17 protein-coding genes and 1 pseudogene are annotated in these 19,497 nt (G+C 69.1%); 9 read left to right on the forward strand and 9 right to left on the reverse strand.

Annotation, left to right across the window (positions count from 1 at the left end; all coding sequences use genetic code 11):
• Window positions 1-161: pseudogene (locus B118_RS33795) on the reverse strand (IS701 family transposase); the annotation flags it as partial.
• 246 nt (window positions 162-407) lie between these two features.
• Between B118_RS33795 and B118_RS33370 the strand changes: the two are divergent.
• A complete protein-coding gene (locus B118_RS33370; RefSeq protein ID WP_019032521.1) occupies window positions 408-662 on the forward strand; it encodes a hypothetical protein in 255 nt (84 codons plus the stop codon).
• A gap of 682 nt (window positions 663-1,344) precedes the next feature.
• On the opposite strand, the gene B118_RS0124945 is transcribed toward B118_RS33370, so the two are convergent.
• The 4 genes from B118_RS0124945 to B118_RS0124960 form a co-directional block, all read right to left on the reverse strand.
• Complete coding sequence (locus B118_RS0124945; protein ID WP_018219987.1) at window positions 1,345-1,716, reverse strand: nuclear transport factor 2 family protein; 372 nt, start codon at window positions 1,714-1,716, stop codon at window positions 1,345-1,347.
• A 657-nt stretch (window positions 1,717-2,373) separates the two neighbouring features.
• Window positions 2,374-4,179: a choline/carnitine O-acyltransferase gene (locus tag B118_RS0124950; protein ID WP_018811390.1), complete on the reverse strand. Its 1,806-nt coding sequence runs from the start codon at window positions 4,177-4,179 to the stop codon at window positions 2,374-2,376.
• A 120-nt stretch (window positions 4,180-4,299) separates the two neighbouring features.
• Window positions 4,300-5,142, reverse strand: a complete 843-nt coding sequence (locus B118_RS0124955; RefSeq protein ID WP_027645557.1) for a HalD/BesD family halogenase — start codon at window positions 5,140-5,142, stop codon at window positions 4,300-4,302.
• A 115-nt stretch (window positions 5,143-5,257) separates the two neighbouring features.
• Window positions 5,258-5,842 carry a TetR/AcrR family transcriptional regulator gene (locus tag B118_RS0124960; protein WP_018811388.1) on the reverse strand — a complete coding sequence of 195 codons (585 nt, stop codon included), beginning with the start codon at window positions 5,840-5,842 and terminating at the stop codon, window positions 5,258-5,260.
• 193 nt (window positions 5,843-6,035) lie between these two features.
• Between B118_RS0124960 and abc-f the strand changes: the two genes are divergently transcribed.
• The gene (gene abc-f, locus B118_RS0124965) at window positions 6,036-7,628 is read left to right on the forward strand and encodes a ribosomal protection-like ABC-F family protein (protein ID WP_028193675.1); all 1,593 of its coding nucleotides are present in this window, start codon (window positions 6,036-6,038) and stop codon (window positions 7,626-7,628) included.
• On the opposite strand, the gene B118_RS0124970 is transcribed toward abc-f, so the two are convergent.
• Complete coding sequence (locus B118_RS0124970) at window positions 7,570-9,057, reverse strand: MFS transporter (protein ID WP_018811386.1); 1,488 nt, start codon at window positions 9,055-9,057, stop codon at window positions 7,570-7,572. The two genes, abc-f and B118_RS0124970, sit on opposite strands and share 59 nt — an antisense overlap.
• Window positions 9,058-9,178: 121 nt before the next feature.
• On the opposite strand from B118_RS0124970, the gene B118_RS0124975 reads away from it, so the two are divergent.
• Window positions 9,179-9,775, forward strand: a complete 597-nt coding sequence (locus B118_RS0124975; protein WP_018219981.1) for a TetR/AcrR family transcriptional regulator — start codon at window positions 9,179-9,181, stop codon at window positions 9,773-9,775.
• A 15-nt stretch (window positions 9,776-9,790) separates the two neighbouring features.
• Here B118_RS0124975 and B118_RS0124980 read toward each other — a convergent pair whose 3' ends face one another.
• Complete coding sequence (locus tag B118_RS0124980; protein ID WP_028193676.1) at window positions 9,791-10,471, reverse strand: formylglycine-generating enzyme family protein; 681 nt, start codon at window positions 10,469-10,471, stop codon at window positions 9,791-9,793.
• A 181-nt stretch (window positions 10,472-10,652) separates the two neighbouring features.
• On the opposite strand from B118_RS0124980, the gene B118_RS0124985 reads away from it, so the two are divergent.
• Both B118_RS0124985 and B118_RS0124990 read left to right on the forward strand, forming a co-directional pair.
• Window positions 10,653-11,066 carry a cold-shock protein gene (locus tag B118_RS0124985; RefSeq protein ID WP_018820949.1) on the forward strand — a complete coding sequence of 138 codons (414 nt, stop codon included), beginning with the start codon at window positions 10,653-10,655 and terminating at the stop codon, window positions 11,064-11,066.
• Between the two features lie 149 nt (window positions 11,067-11,215).
• Complete coding sequence (locus tag B118_RS0124990; RefSeq protein WP_018826835.1) at window positions 11,216-12,349, forward strand: beta clamp domain-containing protein; 1,134 nt, start codon at window positions 11,216-11,218, stop codon at window positions 12,347-12,349.
• A 31-nt stretch (window positions 12,350-12,380) separates the two neighbouring features.
• Here the strand turns inward: B118_RS0124990 and B118_RS0124995 are convergent, their stop codons facing one another.
• Complete coding sequence (locus B118_RS0124995; protein WP_028185844.1) at window positions 12,381-13,631, reverse strand: MFS transporter; 1,251 nt, start codon at window positions 13,629-13,631, stop codon at window positions 12,381-12,383.
• A gap of 100 nt (window positions 13,632-13,731) precedes the next feature.
• Between B118_RS0124995 and B118_RS0125000 the strand changes: the two genes are divergently transcribed.
• The gene (locus tag B118_RS0125000) at window positions 13,732-15,015 is read left to right on the forward strand and encodes a VWA domain-containing protein (RefSeq protein ID WP_018219976.1); all 1,284 of its coding nucleotides are present in this window, start codon (window positions 13,732-13,734) and stop codon (window positions 15,013-15,015) included.
• A complete protein-coding gene (locus B118_RS0125005) occupies window positions 15,015-15,788 on the forward strand; it encodes a hypothetical protein (protein WP_033660539.1) in 774 nt (257 codons plus the stop codon). The genes B118_RS0125000 and B118_RS0125005 overlap by 1 nt, the downstream gene beginning before the upstream one ends.
• A gap of 132 nt (window positions 15,789-15,920) precedes the next feature.
• On the opposite strand, the gene B118_RS0125010 is transcribed toward B118_RS0125005, so the two are convergent.
• Window positions 15,921-17,159 (reverse strand): PucR family transcriptional regulator, encoded by a 1,239-nt coding sequence (locus tag B118_RS0125010; RefSeq protein WP_018811381.1) that lies wholly within the window; start codon window positions 17,157-17,159, stop codon window positions 15,921-15,923.
• A gap of 86 nt (window positions 17,160-17,245) precedes the next feature.
• Here B118_RS0125010 and B118_RS0125015 point away from each other — a divergent pair, with 86 nt between their 5' ends.
• On the forward strand, window positions 17,246-18,337 hold the full coding sequence (locus B118_RS0125015; protein WP_018811380.1) for a ferredoxin reductase: 1,092 nt from the start codon (window positions 17,246-17,248) through the stop codon (window positions 18,335-18,337).
• Between the two features lie 15 nt (window positions 18,338-18,352).
• Complete coding sequence (locus B118_RS0125020; RefSeq protein ID WP_018219972.1) at window positions 18,353-19,495, forward strand: fatty acid desaturase family protein; 1,143 nt, start codon at window positions 18,353-18,355, stop codon at window positions 19,493-19,495.
• The last annotated feature ends 2 nt before the right edge of the window (window positions 19,496-19,497 follow it).

A 19,497-nucleotide genomic window follows, 5' to 3' on the forward strand; every position in this document is an offset into this window, starting at 1 on the left:
GTCCAGCAGTTCTTCGACGGTAACGGCGCCAGCAAGCCCCGGACGAAGTCACGCACCCGACGGCGAGGCTCCGGCCTGCGGAAACGCTGCCCGACCGTCAACATCAGGTCGTCGAACAACACCCGCCACCGCTGGGCGTCTACCCTGTATCCGGCAGCCACCGCTGCATCATGGTCAGTCCACACAACCGTCCATGATCGACGGTGGCTGCCCTCGTTCCCGCATCGCATCGAACCGCAGCTCAGCCAAGGTCAACAACCCCGGCTGGAGTACTAGGTGCCTCACTCGATGACGGGACCTTCGTGACCATCGACACTTACCAGGACGACATTACATGGGGCCTGTGGCGGCGCCGAGCAGCTAGCGACTACTCGGCGGACTGGGCAGGTATGACGGGGATATATCGCATGCGGACCCTGTCGGAGTTGCCCACCGGCGAGGTCGACGGTGTCTCGACGTTCCTGGACGAAGGCGTCCTGGCCGAGGTGGTCTTGCACATTCAGGGCCAATCGCTGCTGTTGATGGCGGGCGAACTGTACGAGTATCCGCAGGAGCGATTGGTGTTCAAACGCTGCGACGAGTCCGTCCTGGTGTTCACTGAGCCCTCGGCGGCCGAATCGGTGGACTGGGTTCCCGAACGGCGAGAGCTAGCCCAAGGCTAAACCTGGTGAGGCCATGATTTCTCCGCGGCGCGCTGTGGAAGCGCATTCCTTCTGCCGCTGTCCGCTCGGGATAGGGCTTGGCACGCCCGTAACGGCGAGGCGTACCCGGACTCGGCCCGGCTCGAACGGGCTGCCACCCTCTTCTGATGCATCAAGGGCGCGGTCATCCGCACCCACCGCATCTTGGGCGAGGACGAAAAGAGTTTTCAACTCCTTCAACTTCTAGCTAGCGGCACTACGACGCCCGAACATGCGATTCCAGAACCGCGACCACTACCTCTGCCCGGACCTGACCGGGCCGGTCTCGTACGCCGTGATCACGGCCCGCACCCGATCGCGTAGGCCGAGCTTGGTGGACACGTTACCGACGTGCGCCTTCGCGGTGTGTTGCCATCATCGCGGCCGCGATCTTTGGATTCGACCCTGCTTCCGCGCGCATCCGCAGGGTTGTCCGCTCTCGGTTGGTCAACCCGGCCAGCCGCTCGATGGGCAGTAGGCGGGTGGCACTACGGCGAAGCCGACTCGTACCAGTTCCTGGTCGGCGACCCACCGCCCTGATCACAGTGGTAGCCGTGTCTCGAACTTCGATCGTCAGTTCCTGCTTCCGCCAGCTCATCCGGGGCGACGCCGGAATGGCGACGCCCCGGATGGCTGCTTCGCCGACCGTGCGGTTGCTGCGCGCTCAGCTGGCGGTGGGCTCCTTGTCGAGGAAGCCGTACACCGCGGAGAGCCGTCCGTCGTCGTCGGCCTTGACCACGTCGAAGCCCACGGCCACCGGCTCGGCTGCCCCGGCTGGGGCGAGGTGCCAGGTGAAGCGGGCAATGTCGTGATGGGTGTCGACCGGCCCGGCCAGGGTGAAGGTCATGCCCGGGAGCTGCGCCTGGACGGCACTGATAAACGCGTTGATCGCCTCGTGTCCCATGAGGCCTATCTTTGGATCCGTATAGGTCGCATTTTCGGTGCAGATATCGCGAACCTTATCGATCCGACGCAGGGGATCAGTCTCATTCCACATGTCGATGTAGTGCTGGACGGTGTTGGCAAGGTCGCTCATGGCTGCGGATCCTCTCGTCTCGGAGGCCACCTGGTGTCCCCGTGGTTCCTGGAGGTTCGCACCGCCGGCGGTGGAGTGTCCATTATCCGCCAGGTAATGGTTGGTCCCGGTGACCTGGTTGGGTTCCCCGTAGCCACGACGATCCGCGTCGCTCTCGGATTGATCGGGTCGGGTTCGCCCGGGGCGTGCGGATGTTGGTTCACGTCGACCGAGACTCGACATTGGGGTGACGTACGGGTCACCCGGACCGGCGCGGAGCCGAGGGGATGGTCCATCGCCGAGTGCCACGTCTACGGTACGCCGGCGCTGGACCGTGGCGGCTGGACCGTCTCGACGTCAGCCGCCGAAAGCGGCAGCCCGGCGAGGAACGCTGTTGACCCGAGCCAGACCACCCGGTGGAGCGCGGTGGCGGGACAAGCCCCCGGGCAGCACTTCCCGGTCGACCTGGGCGCGGCAACCCTTTCACCCGGCTGCTGCTCGACAGCAGCGGCTCCTCGGGGACGGCCCGCGCGGGTACCAGGTCCAGGTGTCATCCACGACCATCGCCACCGGATTCGGACCGGCCAGGTGACCACCGTCAACGTCCCCAGCACCCAAGCCCGGTACCTGCGGCTCCGGCTGACGGGTGGGATGCCAAAACTGGTGGTCCCTGGTCGGCTACTGCTCGTCGAGGAGGGCGCGCAGCTCACGCAACGCCTCGCGGAGCCGGTCGGCGAACGTGTGCATCATCTCGGCGACCGGGCGTGGAGTGCTGAGGTACAGCTGGAACCGGTCCGGCAGCAGCACGTAGGCGATTCCGATGCAACGGCTGCTGGTGGCCCCGAATCCGAAGTAGCGGATCTTCGTCGACGGCGCCGAGCTGGTGCTCAGGTAGTCGTCGCGCATCGTGCGCCACCCCGGCGTTTCGTAGAGTCGGGGCGACTCCGGCACGCCGAGTTCGGCCCCCCGCCGCTGCTGGATGAGCTGTAGCTCCCAGAGGTGCTGCTCCGGTGCGGCACCGGCCTGGCACTGCTTCGCCCGTTCGACATGTTTGTCGGCCGCGGCACGAAACGCCGCCCGGCGCTCCTCCCGGGCTGCGGCGGGATCGTCCATGACCGCGACGAACCGCAGCACTTCGGGCGTGACGACGCGCATCGCCTCGGTTCGCCCCCGCGAGTACTGGCGGGTGGCGATGGACTCGTACGTGGCACCGGTGAACCCCTTGGCGCGTTTGTGCGCGAGCTGGTATCCCAGCTGTACGAAGGCGTCCGGTGACATTCGGAGCCGCTTGACCTCGTCCACCCCGAACTCGTCGATGGGTAGGGTCACGGTGGCGGTGTCCGCGCCGAACTGGGCGAAGGATTGTGCCGCGGTGCCGATCTCGGCTTGCAGCCCGTCATCGAGCACGAAGGTGACCGGCTCGATCGCTGGCACGCCCTGTGCCACCGCACCGGACTGCGCGGCGTGCTCCTCCGGTGTTCCGGCGAGGATCGTGTCGACGAAGCTGAGGATGGTGGTGCCGTCCAGCTCGCAGTGTTCGACGTTGATGCCGGCGGTGCCATCCGCGAAGACTATGAGCGACACCGCCTTGTCGAACCACCGGTTGCCGCTGTCGCCGTGCAGGAGTTGGTCGCAGGCCGCCAGATCGTCGGCGGGGGTCAGGTCCTCCAGGCAGACGCAGAACAGCGCCGTCTCGATGGCCTCCAGCGCCGCGGCGTTGCTGGGGTCGAGCGCGACCAGTCGCTGTCGGGCGGCCGCCCACTCGGCACGGGCCATGGTGGTGAGGTGGCCGGCCGCGGTGGTCATCGCCGCCGGCACGAGGCCGGCCTTCTGCAGCTCCCGCAGGCCCGCCGCCAGGTCATCGAGGGAGTAGGGGCGCCCGTCCGGACCGAGTACGTCCATCCGGAAGGCGTTGCCGTGGCAGAACACCACGATGTGCCGTGCGGTTGCGGGGCCCGGCATCTCGGCGCTGTACGGTGCTCGGACGCTGTCCTGCGTCGGCCCCGGGATACGGGTGGTGGAGAAGAGAAATTTGTTCTGTTCCATCGACAGCGGCTGCCCGCGGGTCACGGCAGGTGGGATGCGCTCCGCGTCGAGCTGGACCTTGTAGTTGACGGTGGCGGCGATGAGCCGCACCGCGCGCTCCACCTGTGGATCGGCGAACCCGCGCAGCGGCGTGTCACGAAACAGGAAGAAGAAGTTGGCGTTCAACGCGATGCGGTCGCGCCGGCCGAGGTAGCGGGCCGGCCAGAAGTAGTCCAGCCAGCTGTGGGTAGCGGTGTCCTCGTTGTACCGCACCAGGTCGGCGTGGAGCTTCGGACCCGGACCGTCGGCCTGCTCGAACTCCCGCACCGCGGCCTCGGTGTCGGCGAACTCCTGCGCTGTCAGCAGCGGCCCGGACCACTCGAGGAAGCGGGCACAGGTCTCCTCCAGCGTGGGTAGCGGTACCGAGGGCAACTTGCCCTCGTTCTCGAACGTACTCACTCGGCCTCCTGGAATGTGCTGCTCGTCGGGCCGCCTTCTGGGCCAGTGGTTGCGGTCAAAGGGTATGCCGTCGGAAGTCCGCCGGGCTGGTTGAAACGCATGGGGTTATCTTCGTGAGCGCTAGTCCAGCAGCTGGTCGACTCGGGTGGCATGACGTTCGGCATCGCGGTGCGTGGGTAGGACCCGGCCGAAGAGCTGCTGCGTACGGGTGACACTGCCCGTCACGCCGGGGCGTTGGGAGTAGGCGAAGATCGCTGTGTGCCGGGCGGTGTCCCCGTGCACGGCACTCACCCGGTGTAGCGCGTACCGCCCCTTGAACAGTTGGAGGTCACCGGGACGCAGAGTCTGGGCTCGTACCGGTGCTCGATCGGCACCGGTGAGCACCGCACGGACCGCGTCGAAGTTCTCCGCACCCGCAGAACGGATGTTCGGGCAGTACTCGAATACGCCCCCGTCCTCCGGCTCCTGGGTCAGTAGGCTGACGGTGAACTCGTTGAGGTCGAAGTGCCACGGATGGTCCATACCGGGCTGCACGACATTGAGTACCAGGCCGGAGAGCGGGTCGGCGAGTTCGTGGAGTGCGGGGAGTTCGAAACAGGCGGCGACGAAGCGTACGAACGACGGGTCGCGGTAGAGCCGGTGGATGACACTGTCGGCGGGGATCAGATCGCGCGGGACGAACGCGTTGCCGCGGCGCATGAGGATGCGACCCGGGTGCTCCGCCGGTAGGTCGGCGTCGAGTTTCGTATTGTAGACGTTGGTTTCCGTAACGTCGTAGTATGCCGACGGGGCAACTGTGGCGCCTTCTCGTCGTAGCGTCTCCCAGCTGGTCGGTCGAATGAACTCCGGCAGCACACTGCAACCGTGGTCCCGCAGTTCGGCGCGGGTTTTTGTGACGACGCGTTCCCATACGTCGCTTCCTGGAGCGGCCAGTGGATAACGCACGGTGTCCACGTCATGCATTCAGATGGTTCCCTTCTTCAATGGCGGCGACATGAAGAATTGCGGAATCCTAACAGGAGTTACCGACCGGCAGCCTCATGTTGGTTACCTTTTTCACAGCCGCACGTGCCGGGCTTCACCGCATCCCGGATCCTGCTGCGCCGGCGGTCATGAGCTCGTTGCTGGGGCGGGCGAAGGCGCCCGCGCGGGCGGCGACGCTCACCTGGTGGGCCGAGCGTGCGGCGAGGCCGCTGTCGGCGGGAGACCGGAGTAGGACGAGGGTGTGGTACAGCGGTGCGGTCGCCGCGATGATCACGGCGCGTGGGTCGGTGTCGGCTGGGACCTCGCCGCGGTCAATGGCGCGTCGCACGATGGCAGCACAGCGCGCGTAGCGATCGGCCCAAAAGGTCCGCAGCGCCTCCGCTGCCTGGGGGGAGCGAAACGAGGCGGCGATCAGCGCGGTGCTGATCGATGAGTCGGTGGTCAGCGCCGCGTGGACCTCACAGTTGACTGCGGCGAGGTCTGTCTCCAGCGAACCGGTCTGTGGCGGGCGCCAGTCGTCGCCGGTCGCGTCGGTCAGGACATCAGCCAGTAGGCCGCCGACGTCCCGCCAGCGCCGGTAGACCGTGGTCCGGTGTACGCCCGACCGGTCGGCCACGGCGTCCATGGTCAGTAGGTCGAAGCCGCCCTCAACCAGCTGCGCGCGGACGGCGTCAAGCACCTTGCGGCGGACGCGCGCACTGCGTCCATTGGGGCGGCGGGGGGATTTATCGGTTGGCGGCGGGGGCTGGGCCATGTCAGCATCTTATCGCTACATCCATAGCTTTAGGGAGGCGTGATGCTCCGCTGAGTGTTCCCCGTGTCCGACCTCCCGCCCCGGCGGGTTCCCGACCTTGACACTTCGGAGCATCCACATGCCCACCCAGATCAGCGTCCAGAGCGTGACCAAGGCGTACGGTGATCGACTTCTGCTTGACGGCGTCACCTTCGCCGTCACCCCCAACCGGCGTACGGGGATCATCGGCGAGAACGGCTCCGGCAAGTCGACGCTGCTGCGCCTGCTCGCCGGCCGAGAGGAGCCGGACGATGGGCAGGTGATTGTCACCGCGGACGGCGGTGTCGGGTACCTCGCCCAGGACATGTACCTGCCGGGGCAGCTGACCGTTCAGCAGGCGATCGATGCCGCCCTGGCCGACCTGCGCGCGATGGAGGCGCGGTTACGGGAACTGGAGCCACGGCTCGCCGGCGGCAACCAGAACGACCTGACCGAGTACGGGAACCTGGCGACCACCTTCGAGCTGCGGGGAGGGTACGAGGCCGACGCCCGGGTCGAGCAGGCGTTGCACGGGCTGGGGCTGACCGCGGTGGAGCGGCACCGTCCGCTTGGCGGCCTCTCCGGCGGGGAGCAGGCGCGCGTGCACCTGGCCTCGGTGCTGGCCGCCAACAGTGAGGTGCTGCTGCTCGACGAACCGACCAACCATCTTGACGACACCGCGTTGAGCTGGCTGGAGGGGTACCTCGGCTCCCGGCGTGGCACCACGGTCGTGGTCTCCCATGACCGGGTCTTCCTGGAGCAGGTTGCCACCGGCCTGATCGAGGTGGACGCGGATCGGCGCACCCTGGTCCGCTACGGCGCCGGGTACGCCGGCTACCTGGTCGAGCGGGCGGCGGCCCGGCAACGCTGGCAGCAGGCGTACGAACAGTGGCAGGCGGAGTCGGACCGGCTGCGGGAGGTTGCGGCGACCACGGCCCGACAGGTGGCGCCCGGCCGGGCGATGAAGGATTGCAACAAGATCGCCTATGACCGCAACGCCGGCCGGGTGCAGCAGTCGGTCGCGAGCCGCGTCCGCAATGCGGAGCTACGACTGCGCCGCCTCCAGGCGGATCCGGTGCCGCCGCCGCCCGACCCGCTTCGGTTCGAGCCGCCCAGGCATCCGGCAGCCGTCGCCGGGGTGCTACTGGCCGCCCGGGAGGTGACGTTCGCCGGTCGGCTCAAGCCCACCACGCTGACCGTCGCGACGGGACAACGCCTGCTGATCCGGGGGCCGAACGGCGCCGGGAAGAGCACGCTGTTGCGGATCCTCGCCGGTGACCTCGCCCCGGACGGTGGTCAGGTGACCCGTTCTGGCCGGATCGGGTACCTCCCACAGGAGGTTTCCACCGCCGAGCCGGAGCGGACCCTGCTGGCCGCCTTCGCGCACGGACGGCCCGGTCCGGCCGAGGAGTACATCTCCAGTCTGCTTTCGCTCGGGCTGTTCACCCCGGAGAGCCTCACCGTGCCGATCGGCCGGCTCTCCACCGGGCAACGCCAACGGCTGGCGGTGGCCCGGCTGTTCAGCGAGCCCGTCGACCTACTGCTGCTGGATGAGCCCACCAACCATCTCTCGCTGGGCCTGGTCGAGGAGTTGGAGGCCGCTCTGGCGGAATACCAGGGTGCCGTCGTGGTGGTCAGTCACGACCGCCGGCTGTGCCGGCGCTGGTCCGGCGAGGCCCGGGAGGTGGCCTGAGGGCACCCCCGGCTGGTAGGGCGAGCGCCACGACGGCGACGAGGGCCAGGATGAGGGCGGTGAACGCGAACGCCTGCGCGTAGCCGTTGACGAGCTCGGCTTTGGTGGACGAATGCTGGCTGGTCAGCGCGATGAGTGCGGTCAGGCCCAGGACGCCACCAAACTGTTTGGCGGCGTTCGCCAACCCGGAGACCGCCCCGGCGTCGGGGCCGGAGACACCGGAGGTCACCACGGCGGTCAGCGGCACGATGAGTAGCCCGCCGCCGACCGACATCACGACGGCCGGACCGAGCACGCCGGACAGGTAGGTGCTGTGGACGGTGAGCTGACTCTGCCACCAGAACCCGGCCGCGGCGATGGCGGTTCCGACGATGACCAGGCTCCGCGCGGCTACGTGTCGCATCAGCCACGGGGTCACGCGCATTCCGACCAGCATCATCAGCAGGGTGTGTGGTAGGAACCCGGCGCCGGCCTGCAATGGGGTGAGTTCGAGTACCTGCTGTAGGTACAGGGTCAGGAAATACCACAGCGGAATCTGGAAGCCCGCCCCGACCAGCAGCATCAGCAGGTTGCCCAGCCAGACTGCCCTGGTTCGCAGCAGCCGCGGTGGCAGGAGTCGTGGCTCCGCGCCGCGTGCCTCGACCACGACGAAGGCGGCCAGGCAGATCAGGCCGACGACCAACGCCACGGCGGCGGTTGGCCCTCGCTGGCTGTGCGGGTAGCTGGCCGTGACGGCGTAGGTCACCGCGATCAGGGCGGTGGTGATCAGGGCAGCACCCTTGACGTCGAGCTGGACCAGTCGGTCGCGTGGTCGCCCTCCGGCCAGCGTGACAGCTGCCAGGGCAATGCAGAACGCGCCGATCGGTACGTTGATCAGCAAGGTTGACCGCCAGGTCAGGTACGCGGTGAGGGCGCCGCTGAGGAGGTTGCCGGCCGCGCCGCCAGCCAGGCTGACCGCGGTCCAGACAGCCAATGCGCGGTTGCGCGCGGAACCAGGCGGAAATGTCGTGGTGAGGATCGTCAGGGTGGCGGGTGCCAGCGTGGCGGCACCCAGGCCCTGGAACGCGCGGGCCCCGATGAGCGCACCGGCGGTGGTGGCGAGCCCGCCGACGAGGCTCGCGGCCGTGAACAGCCCCAGCCCGGAGATCAAGACCAGCTTGCAGCCATACACATCGGCCAGTCGGCCGCCCAGGAGGAGGAAGCCTCCGAACACCAGCGCGTAGGCGTTGGCGACCCAGGGTAGGCCGGACGGAGAAAGGGAGAGGGCCCGTTGGATGGACGGAAGTGCGACGTTGACCACGGATACATCGAGCACCACCAGGAACTGTGCGGTGCAGGCCAGCAGGAGCGCGGCCCGGCCGGAGGGCGCGTCCGAGGTGCGGCGCCGAGCGCGCCGCGTGCCCGGCTTGTCCCCATCCCACCACCTCACGACGCCCCCGATCAAATCAGTGTAACCACATTGCTATACCGCAGACCGTAGTCATGAAGTAGCGTCTGGGCAACCTGGATGGGGAAGGGGGAAGGGGTTGGCGACCGGTCGAACCCGCGGAGTGGGCTTCGAGCATGAGCATCGGCGCAACGAGATCGCCGATGCGGTACTGGCTGTCGTCGCCGAACGTGGTCTGGCGGCCGTGTCCCTGGTCGTGGTGGCCGCGCAGGCCGGCGTGTCGCCCGGCCGGGTGCAGCACTACTTTCCCACCAAGCGAGAACTGGTCGAGGCTGCCTTCGAGCGGGGCAACGCCCTCTCCAGCGATCGGATAGCCGCCAAGGCCAAACCCGATGACCAGGACGTCAGCCGACGACGCCTACTTACCGTGGTGCTCACCGAGCTGATTCCGTACGACGCCGTCACCCGTGCCCACCTGCGGGTACGCCAGTCATTCACCGCGGTGGCGTTGGCCGATGAGGCCATCGCCGCCCGCCTCCGCGTCGACTACGCCAAACTCCACGGCCAACTCGCCGAACTGCTCCGCTGCGACCAGGCCGCTGGCCACCTTCGCGCCGGGACCGATCCCGCGGAGGTGGCCGTAACCCTGGTGGCGCTCGCTGAGGGGCTGGCCTACTACGTGCTTATCGGTGTCTGTCCGGCCGCGGCCGCTCGGGATCAGGTGCTCGCTGCGATCTCCGGGGTCTACGCCGTGGGGTGAGGCGCGGGCACCAGGTCAGTCCGACTCGGGGTGAGTGGAACGCGCGACGCGGAAACCCACGTCGTCCACACGAAACGTCGGGTGGCTCCGGCGCCGTACGGAGGCCCGGCAACTCCAGTGCTCGTCGAACCAGCCGCAACCACGGAGGACCCGGTAGCTGCCGTAGACCTCCGGGTCGTAGTGATCCCAGCACCAGTCCCAGACGTTGCCCAGCATGTCGTGCAGGCCCCAGGCGTTCGGTTGCCGGCCGCCCACCGGGTGGATTCGTTCCCGCGAGTTGCCGCGGTACCAGGCGATCTCGTCCAGCGGTCCGTAGCGGGGGCCGGTCGTACCGGCGCGGCACGCGTGCTCCCACTCGGCTTCGGTCGGCAACCGGTACCCGTCGGCGGAGTGGTCCCACTCGATTTTCCCGTCGCCGGAGATCCGATAGGCGGGCAGTAGCCCGTCCCGTCGAGACCAGGCGTTGCAGCACCGGACGGCATCCCACCAGGAGACCCCCTCGACCGGCAGTTGACCTCCGCGAGCCGTGCTCGGATGGGCGCCGGTGATCGCGGCATACTGCGCCTGTGTGACCGGGAAGCGGGCGAGCTCGTACGGCTTCAGGTCGACTGACCATCGGCGCTGTGTGCGGCGGTCAGAGAGCATAACCTGCCCCGCCGGGACAGCGATCATCAGTTTCTGCTGGCTTCCGTCCACGGGGCGTGGATCGTACCTGCGGTCAAGGCTGCTGTCGTCGGGTTTCCGGCGCGGCCGAAGCCCACCCCGCTGACGTCCGGTCCCGTCCCGTTGGCAGGGCCGCTAGGCTGGGCGGCGCGTGGGACCCATCGGCGGTTGCGCGCTTCGGGTGTTGGTGGTTGGTCTTTGTTGGGGGATTGTGGTGGAAAAAGGGACAATTGTTCGGTTCGATGACGTTCGCGGCTACGGGTTCATCGCACCGTTCGGTGGCGGCGACGACGTCTTCGTGCACGCCAATGACTTCGGTGATCAGCGGCATCAGGTCACCGCCGGCATGCGGGTGAGCTACGAGGTGGTGCAGTCCGAACGGGGCCTGAAGGTCGCGAGCGTGGTGCTGGAGGCGGCCCCGGCGGTGTCGAGCCGTAGTGTGCCGAGTCGCCCGCAGCCGCTGTCCGACGAGGACGGTGAGTGCGATGTGTTGGCGGTCGAGCAGTTCGACAGCGCCGTGACCGAGCTGCTGCTGGCGAACGTGCCCACGATGACCGGTGCGCAGATCGTCGAGGCCCGTCGGGCGCTGGTCGCCATGGCGCGCCAGTACGGCTGGGTCGAGGACTGACCGCTCCGCGCGTGGCAACCCGGGGCCCGCGTCCTCCGACCCTGAGGGCGGGCCCCGGCATGTCGCCGCGCTCTCCCGGGGGCGGGTAGCGGCTCGCCGCGCGCGGCGAGGTAGTCGTCTGGTGATCGATTGGCTGGGACAATCCGGGGATGGATGACAGCGATCAGGGCATCGATCGTGCCGTTGCGGGCGCTGACTTCGTGGAGTGGAACTTCTCGATCATGGCGGATGGTTCGCCGTGGCGCATCGAGGAGGGAATGACGCAGCTGCTCGCCCATCAGGGTGCGGAGGGAGTCGGGCCATCCCTGGCTGTCGCCGCGCGCGAGGATGCCCGGGTCATTCAGGAGTTGGGTCGGCGGGAGACGCCGACGGCGGTGGCGGCGCTGCGGGCGTTCCAGGCGATGAGCCCGGTCGACACGCAGCGGGAACTGGCCGGGCTACACGCCGACCGGCTCATCCGGCAGGGCGTTCCCGACGCCTCCTGGGCGTCCACGATCGGTCGGGTGCGGGTGGAGGGCTGCTGGTGGGCGCACGACCCCTTCGACGAGACCGCCTTCCTGCTGTGCGTCTTCTCCTACGACGGAGACGATGAGCACGGCCTCCTGGCCATGATTGACCTTGCCGTCGATGGTGGCCTGTTTCGGGAGCTGACCCTCGGCATGGACGTGGAGGTGTTGCAGGATGTCCTGCGCCGTGCCGACGGAGTCGATGGTCTGGTCACCGAGCCGGTCGACCCGGCGTATGCCCGGCGGCTGTTCGAGGACGCCGTCGTCACCTCGGATGAGGTGCTGGAAGATCGGGACTACCAGCCGAACCCGGCACCGGCTGCGTACCGGAAGATGCGGGCGCTGACCCTGGCCCGGGCCCGGGCCCTGAGCGTCGCCGCCGCACCACCGGACCCGCTGCCCGACAGCGTGGATGTCGAACTCATGAAGCGGGCGTTCCTCGCCTCCAGCATCGGCTCCAAGCTGCCCGGGGGCGGTGCGACGAGCCAGGCGGTGGACCTCTTCGTGGAGCAGCTCACCGAGCGGGCCTGCTGCCATCCGATGCGGGTCGGCCCGCGCCGGGTGATGGCTGCCCTGGGTCTGCCAGGTCTGACCCGGGACGCCATCGGTGATCCGGAGGTGAGTGGCGTCCTCCCGGACGTTGTCCAGGCCTGGGCGTCCTGGACCGCGGCCGAACGTGGCCTGTCCCGCGACGCCACGGAACGACTTGAACGGGCGTGCGAGCAGGCGTGTGCGCGCCTTCGCTCCACTGATTCGGAGGGTCCGCCGCCCACCTGACCTGTGCTGGGTGGCTGGCCGCGACCGCCGTTCAGCGCTGACGTACGCCCAGGCTACGCGTTGCCGTCGCGAAGGTTGCTAGGGCGAGCAGGAGCGAGGAGTACAGCAGCACGGTCGGGACGGCATCGAGCCACTGGACGAGGACGCCGGCGAGCGCGGGGGCTATCGGTAGCAGGCTTCCGCCGAGGAGGTGCACGGCGGCACTCACCCGTCCCTGGAGGGCGGGCTCGGCGCGGGTGAGGATGTAGCCGATGATCGCGGCGTTGGCCGCGGGGCCGAGAAAGAAGACCAGCGCACCGAGGACACCGATGAGATACGCGGAGTGGGCCACCGCCAACAGCGGAGTCACCATCGCCGCGACCCACCCGAACGCCATGATCAGCGTCCGGGGCGAGAAGCGCGCGACCAGCCGGGGCGCCGCCAACGCGCCCACCAACCCACCGGTGCTGGTAATCGAGAACAGCAGCCCCATGGCAACCGGCCCGGCGCCGTGGCGCTCGGCCAGGAGGACGCAGACCAGCCCGATCGACTGAAAAACGAAGGTGACACCGGCGAACCAGAGCACCGCGCCCCGGGCGAACTGCTCCTGCCACAGCCACCGCAGACCCGCGTTGACGAAACCGCGGCCTCGGCGCGGCCGGTGCTCCCGGGTGTGGTTGTGCAGGGGGCGCCGGATCAGGGCCAGTCCCATCGCGGAGATGAGGTAGGAGACGGCATCCACCAGGAACGGCGCCATCCGGCCGGCGCTGAAGAGTATCCCGCCGAGGGCAGGTCCGACCAGCGTCGCAAGCTGCGTACGGGATTCGTTTCGGGCGGCAGCCTGGGTCACCTGCGCTCGCGCCACGACAAACCGAAGGGCTGCCGTCTCCGCGGGTTGGAAGCAACTGGCCAGGGCTGCCTCCGTGGCTACCACAACCGCAATGTGGACGAATGTGATCTCGTCGACGATGATTGCGATTACCAGGCTGCCCAGCGCCAGCGCGCGTCCCAGATCTGCCGCGATCATGAGAAGTCGCCGGTCGTGTCGGTCCGCCAGGGAGCCCGCTGGGAGTCGACACACCACAGCGGTGATGGCGGCGATTGACGCGACAGCTCCCGCGTGCACTGCCGATCCGGTGATGGCCAGAGTCAGCAGGACGAAGCTAACCGAGGAGACGGCGCTACCCAGCGCGGAAATTGACTGGCTCACCCAGAGGATGACGAAGTCACGGTTCTGGGAGAGTGGGCGTACCGGCGGCCCGGAGGTCGGCGGTGCTTGACTTTCGATCGACGGATCAGCCACGTCCCCCGACGCTAGGCACGGTTTTGATCGGAAGCGTGCGTGATCTGCGTCACTGGACCCGCGAGCCAGTCCGATGTGGAGCTGCCATAGACTGCGCGCGATGATCAAGACGAGACGATTGGCGGTAGCCCTCGTCGGGCTGCTGGCGACGAGCGTGATGATTGGTCCGGCACCGGCCCTCGCGGATCGCGATACCCCGGTCGAGCCACCCAAGGTCGAGCTGGTCCTTGATGTCAGCGGGTCGATGCGGGCCACCGACATCGACGGGCGAAGCCGAATCTCGGTTGCCCAGCAGGCGTTCAACGAGGTGGTGGACGCGCTGCCGGACGAGACTGAACTGGGCATCCGGGTCCTCGGTGCCACCTATCCCGGTGATGACAAGGAGCAGGGCTGCCAGGACACCCAGCAGATCGTGCCGGTCGGACCGGTCGACCGGGTGCAGGCGAAGGCGGCGGTGGCGACGCTTCGGCCGACCGGGTACACCCCGGTCGGGCTGGCGCTGCGCTTGGCCGCCGAGGATCTCGGCACCGGTAGCACCGCCCGGCGGATCGTGCTGATCACCGACGGGGAGGACACCTGCGCCCCACCGGACCCCTGTGAGGTGGCCCGAGAGTTGGCTGCGCAGGGGACGAAGCTGGTCGTGGACACCCTCGGTCTGGCCCCGGACGAGAAGGTACGCCAGCAGCTACTCTGCATCGCCGCGGCCACTGGTGGCACGTACACCGCGGCGCAGAGCGCGGACGAACTGACCGGGCGGATCAAGCAACTGGTCGACCGGGCGCAGGACACGCACACGGTCACGCCGGCCGTGGTCGCCGGCACCTCGGCCTGCGCCGACGCCCCGCTGCTCGGCGCCGGCGTCTACAGCGATCGGGAGAAGTTCTCGGAGCACCGTTGGTATCGGGTACCGGTGCATCCCGGGCAGGAGCTGCGTGCCTCGGTCAGCGTCGCGTTGGACCGGCCGGTCAACCCCGACCATGCGGTGCTGCTGCGGGCGGTGGCCATCGACGGTCGGGAACTGGTGCGTGGCGTGGACGCCGGTAGCGGCCGGACCGACGTCGTCTCCGCCGGTCTGCGCTGGTCGGCCGGGGAGGAGCCGGAGGATGGGCCCTCCCCAACCCCGTCCACCACGATCGAGGCCGAAGCCACCATCGTCTGTCTCGTGGTGAGTAACGCCTTCGCACCCCAGCCGGGGACCCAGACCACGCCGGGGATGCCGGTCGAGTTGACCGTGGACATGGTCGCCTCCTCGCCCGCTCCGGCTGCTCCGGATCTCGGTCGTGGCGTGGTGCTGCTCGTCCTGCTGACGGTGACTGGTCTGCTGGCCGGACTGGCGTCCGGGGTACTCACCCGGTGGTGGGTGGCGACCTGGAGGGAGAAGTGATGCCGGTCCGTTCAATGCGGGGCGGAGCCGTCCTGGCCGCTGTCGGCCTGGCCCTGCTGGTCTCGCCCGGGGTGGCCCGGGCGACCCCGACACCGTCACCGGGGGCGGCCCCGGTGACCCGGGCGGGGACCTCCTTCCTGACCGCCACCGAAATCACCGCCGGGCAGCCGGTGCAGGTGGACGCCGCCACCGGTGACTACCTGTACTGGTCGTTCCCGGCGGTGGCCGGCGAGCGCCACGAGGTCACCGCGACCGTGTCGTTCCCCAAGCAGCGCAGTGGCGAGTCGACGTGGACCGTGGAGGTCTTCGACGGGCTGCGGCGGCGTCAGGCCTGCACCGCTGGTGCCCAGGCCCCGACGGCTACCGCCGAGGCCGAGAGCGTCTCGCTCGGGTGCGCCCTGCGGCAGGTTCGCTCCTGGGCGGAGCCATGGTCGGCCGATCCGCTGCCGGGGACCTACTACGTCCGGCTCTCCGTGGCCGACCTGCCGGAAGAGGACCTTGGCCTGCCGATCGAGGTTGACCTACTGGTCGGCGCGCTGGGTGAGGGGTCCCGCGACGACGGCGTGCTGGCGGAGCCCCTGGTGTTGCCCACCGAGGCCGGCACGATACTCGATGCGGCTCCGACGGAGCCGGTCGAGGGCGACGACGACGGCTTCTTCGGTTGGCTGCCCGAGCTCGGTTCGCGCTGGGCCTGGAGCACGGTCGGCGGCATCCTCGCTGCGGTGGCTGGAGTCGTCGGCTTCGGTCTGACCCGGCGGCCCCGTCGTCGCTGACGGTGCGGGTGTAGGCCGGGAGGGCGCCGCGGACGCGGGCGCCCTCCCGGGCGGTTGGTCACAACGGGCCGGCCCAAGACCCGTACGGGCTGGGCAGGGCGAGCCGGTGGCGAGGGACCACCCCGGTCAGTCCTACGGCAGCAGCTCGTTGATCCGCGCGCGGGGTGGGAAGGCGAGCGCCAGGGTCAGGTCGAGCACGGTGGCGGGGTCAGTGAGCCGCTCCCCGTACAGTTCGCGCAGCTGGCCCATTCGGTAGCGCACGGTCTGCGGGTGCACGAAGAGGTCGGCGGCGACATCGTCGCGGCGGCCGTGGTGCAGCAGCCAGGAGCGCAGCGTCTCGGTCAGTCGTTCGGCGGTGGTGGGTGGCAGCGCCGCCAGCGGCGCCAGCACCCGTGCCCGCAGGTCCGCCAGGCCTTCCGGGTCGTGGCTGAGTAACAGCTCGGCCAGGTGCGCCTCGGTGTCCAGTGGTGCGCCGGCGTCGTCCGGACGCAGCCCCAGGGCGAGCGCCCGGGTGGTCCGCTGCCAGGAGTGGGCGACCTGGGTCCACGGCCGGGGCGGACCGAGCACCGCCCGCCGGTCGTGTAGCAGTCGGGCGAGCTGCCGTCGCCGGTCGCCGTGGGCATCCGGGACGAGTAGTCCGGCGGTCTCGTCGCCGGGCCCATTGCCGGGCAGGTCGTCGGCGCTCTCCAGCGTCTGGCCGGGCAGCAGCTTGAGCACCGGGCGCAGGTTCGACCGGGGCAGCAGCACGGCGGTGAGGGTCTGCGGCGGTGGCCAGTCGGCCCGCTCCGCGCTGCGCAGCAGTACCTCCTCGTCGGCTGCGGTGAGCAGTTGCTGGGTGAGTCGTTCCAGGTTTCGGCGGCGGATGAGGCCGGTACTGGCCAACTCGTCGGCGTGCCCGGCGACGCTGGCGGCGGAGAGCTCGTCGATGTAGGCGAACATCAGCTCGGCGAACTCGGCGACCGTGGCGGCCGGCAGCTGTCCGCGCACGGCGATGGCGGACATCTCCCGCCAGGAAACCCGGGCGCCCACCCGGTACGCGGCGAGTAACGCGTCCACGCTGCGGCCGGAGCGGGCCTCTCCGCTGCCGAGCGCGTACGCGGCCTCAACGGCGGGGGCGAGTGGGGTGCTGGGGTCGGCTCCGTGGGAGCGTTCGACGAGTTGCAGGAAGGTGCCGAGGGCGATCCGTACGGCATTCTCGATCTTGTCCCGCATCTGCCCGGTGAGGGTGCCGGAGTAGCTGGGTACCTCGGCGGTGATCGCGGTGACGGTGTGCTCGGCGAGTAGGGCGAGCCGGTTGCGGAGCTCCGCGGCAACCTGGTCATCCAGGTCCAGCCGGGCCGCCCGCCGGGTTGCCTCGGACCGTTCGGCCACAACCTTGTTCCCTTCGTATAAATTTCTGGGTCGGGTTCACCTTCCCAGGTCAAGATTTTATGCCAGTGTGCCGCCACGATCGGGAGATGACCACCACCGTCCAGCGCCCGTCCGCGCCGGCGTCCCTGCGTCGCGGGCTGCTGCGACTCGCCGCGGCGGTCACCACCCCGCTGCTGCCCGACGACTACCTTGACCTGGTCGCCCCGCTGCGTGCCGGCGCCGACCTACGGGGCCGGATCGTCGAGGTGCGTCCGGAGACCCCGGACGCCGCCACCGTCGTGATCCAGCCGGGGCGAGACTGGCAGGGGCACCGCCCCGGGCAGTACCTCCGGCTCGGCGTGGATGTCAACGGCGTGCGGCAGTGGCGGGCCTACTCGGTGACCTCCGCTCCCGGCGACCGCCACGACCCGATCACGATCACCGTCAAGGCGATACCGGACGGCCTGGTCAGCAACCATCTGGTGCGGCACGCTCATCCCGGCATGATTGTGCAGCTTGACCAGGCGCAGGGCGACTTCGTGCCACCGGCCACCCCGCCGGCGCGGGTGCTGCTGGTGACCGCGGGCAGCGGAATCACCCCCGTTATGGGGATGCTGCGCAGCGGGGCCCTCACCGGGGCGGACGTCACGCTGGTGCACTCGGCGCCCACCGCGGCGGACGTGATCTTCGGTGCGGCGCTGCGGGACCTCGCCGCCGCCGGCTCGCTCCGGCTGGTGGAGCGGCACACCCGGAATGTCGGCCAGCTCAGCCTCGCCGACCTGGCCGCGCTGGTGCCGGACCATCTCGAGCGGGAGACGTGGGCGTGCGGCCCGGCCGGGCTCCTCGACGCCCTTACCGCGCACTGGACCGCTGCCGGCTTCGGCGAACGACTGCACACCGAGCAGTTCCGCCCGACCATCATCGCGCCGGGCGAGGGCGGCACCGTCACCTTCGGTCGCAGCGGGGTGACCGTCGCCGCCGACGGCAGCACCCCGCTGCTGGAGGCGGGGGAAGCGGCCGGTGTGCTGATGCCGTCCGGCTGCCGCATGGGCATCTGCTACGGCTGCGTCCTGCCGCTGCGCCAGGGTGCCGTCCGTGACCTACGTAACGGGTCGCTCACCACGGCGGTTCCCGGTGACGGTGTCCTCGTCCAAACCTGCGTGTCGGCCGCTGCCGGCCCCTGCGACCTCGAACACTGATTCCGGAGTACCGACGTGACCGTCATGCAACGCAAGCCCGTCAACCCGATCGATCACCTCAGTGCCGAAGACATTGAGGTGATCGGAAAGGAACTGGACGCGATCCGGGACCGGGTGCTGGCCGATCTGGGGGAACGGGACGCCCGCTACATCCGCCGGCTGATCCGGACGCAGCGGCGCCTGGAGTTGGGCAGTCGGGCGGTGCTGCTCTTCTCGCTGTTCCCGCCGGCGTGGATCATCGGCACGGCCGGTCTGTCGGTCGCCAAGATCCTGGAGAACATGGAGATCGGGCACAACATCCTGCACGGCCAGTGGGACTGGATGCGGGACCCGAAGATCCATTCCACGACCTGGGAGTGGGACCACGTCTCTCCGGCCGAGCAGTGGAAGCACTCCCACAACGAGCTGCACCACCGCTACACCAACGTGATCGGCAAGGACAACGACCTCGGGTACGGCATCATGCGCGTTGACGAGGACCAGCGGTGGCACCCGCTCCACCTGGGGCAGCCGGTGTGGAACCTGATCAACGCCTGCTTCTTCGAGTACGGCATCGCCGCGTACGACCTGGAGCTGGGGCGTAACCTGAAGAAGGGCCGGCACCGGGATCCGGCGTTCCGGGCTCGGGCCCGAGCCGTCGGCCGTAAGATCCGCCGTCAGGTCCTGAAGGACTACGTGCTGCACCCACTGCTGTCCGGGCCATCGTTTCTGAGCACGCTCGCCGCGACCTTCACCGCGAACCTGGTCCGGAACCTGTGGAGCCACTCCGTGATCATGTGCGGGCACTTCCCGGAGGGCGTGGAGACCTTCGAGAAGACCTCGATCGAGGGGGAGACCCGCGGCGAGTGGTACCTGCGGCAGATGCTCGGCTCGGCGAACATCAGTGGTAGCCGGTTGCTACACATCATGTCCGGCAACCTCTCCCACCAGATCGAGCACCACCTCTTCCCGGACCTGCCGAGCAACCGCTACCGGGAGGTCGCTCCGGAGGTCCGGGCGCTGTTCGACCGGTACGGCCTGAAGTACACCACCGGATCGCTGCCCCGGCAGGTCTTCTCCGCCTGGAAGAAGGTCATCCGGCTGTCGCTGCCCAACCGTCGGCCCCGCGACCGGGCCAGCAACCGGCCGGCGCCGGCGCTGCGTACCTCTGGTGCCTGAAC

The organism is Salinispora pacifica CNR114 (genome assembly GCF_000514775.1).
Taxonomy (GTDB): Bacteria; Actinomycetota; Actinomycetes; order Mycobacteriales; family Micromonosporaceae; genus Micromonospora; species Micromonospora pacifica.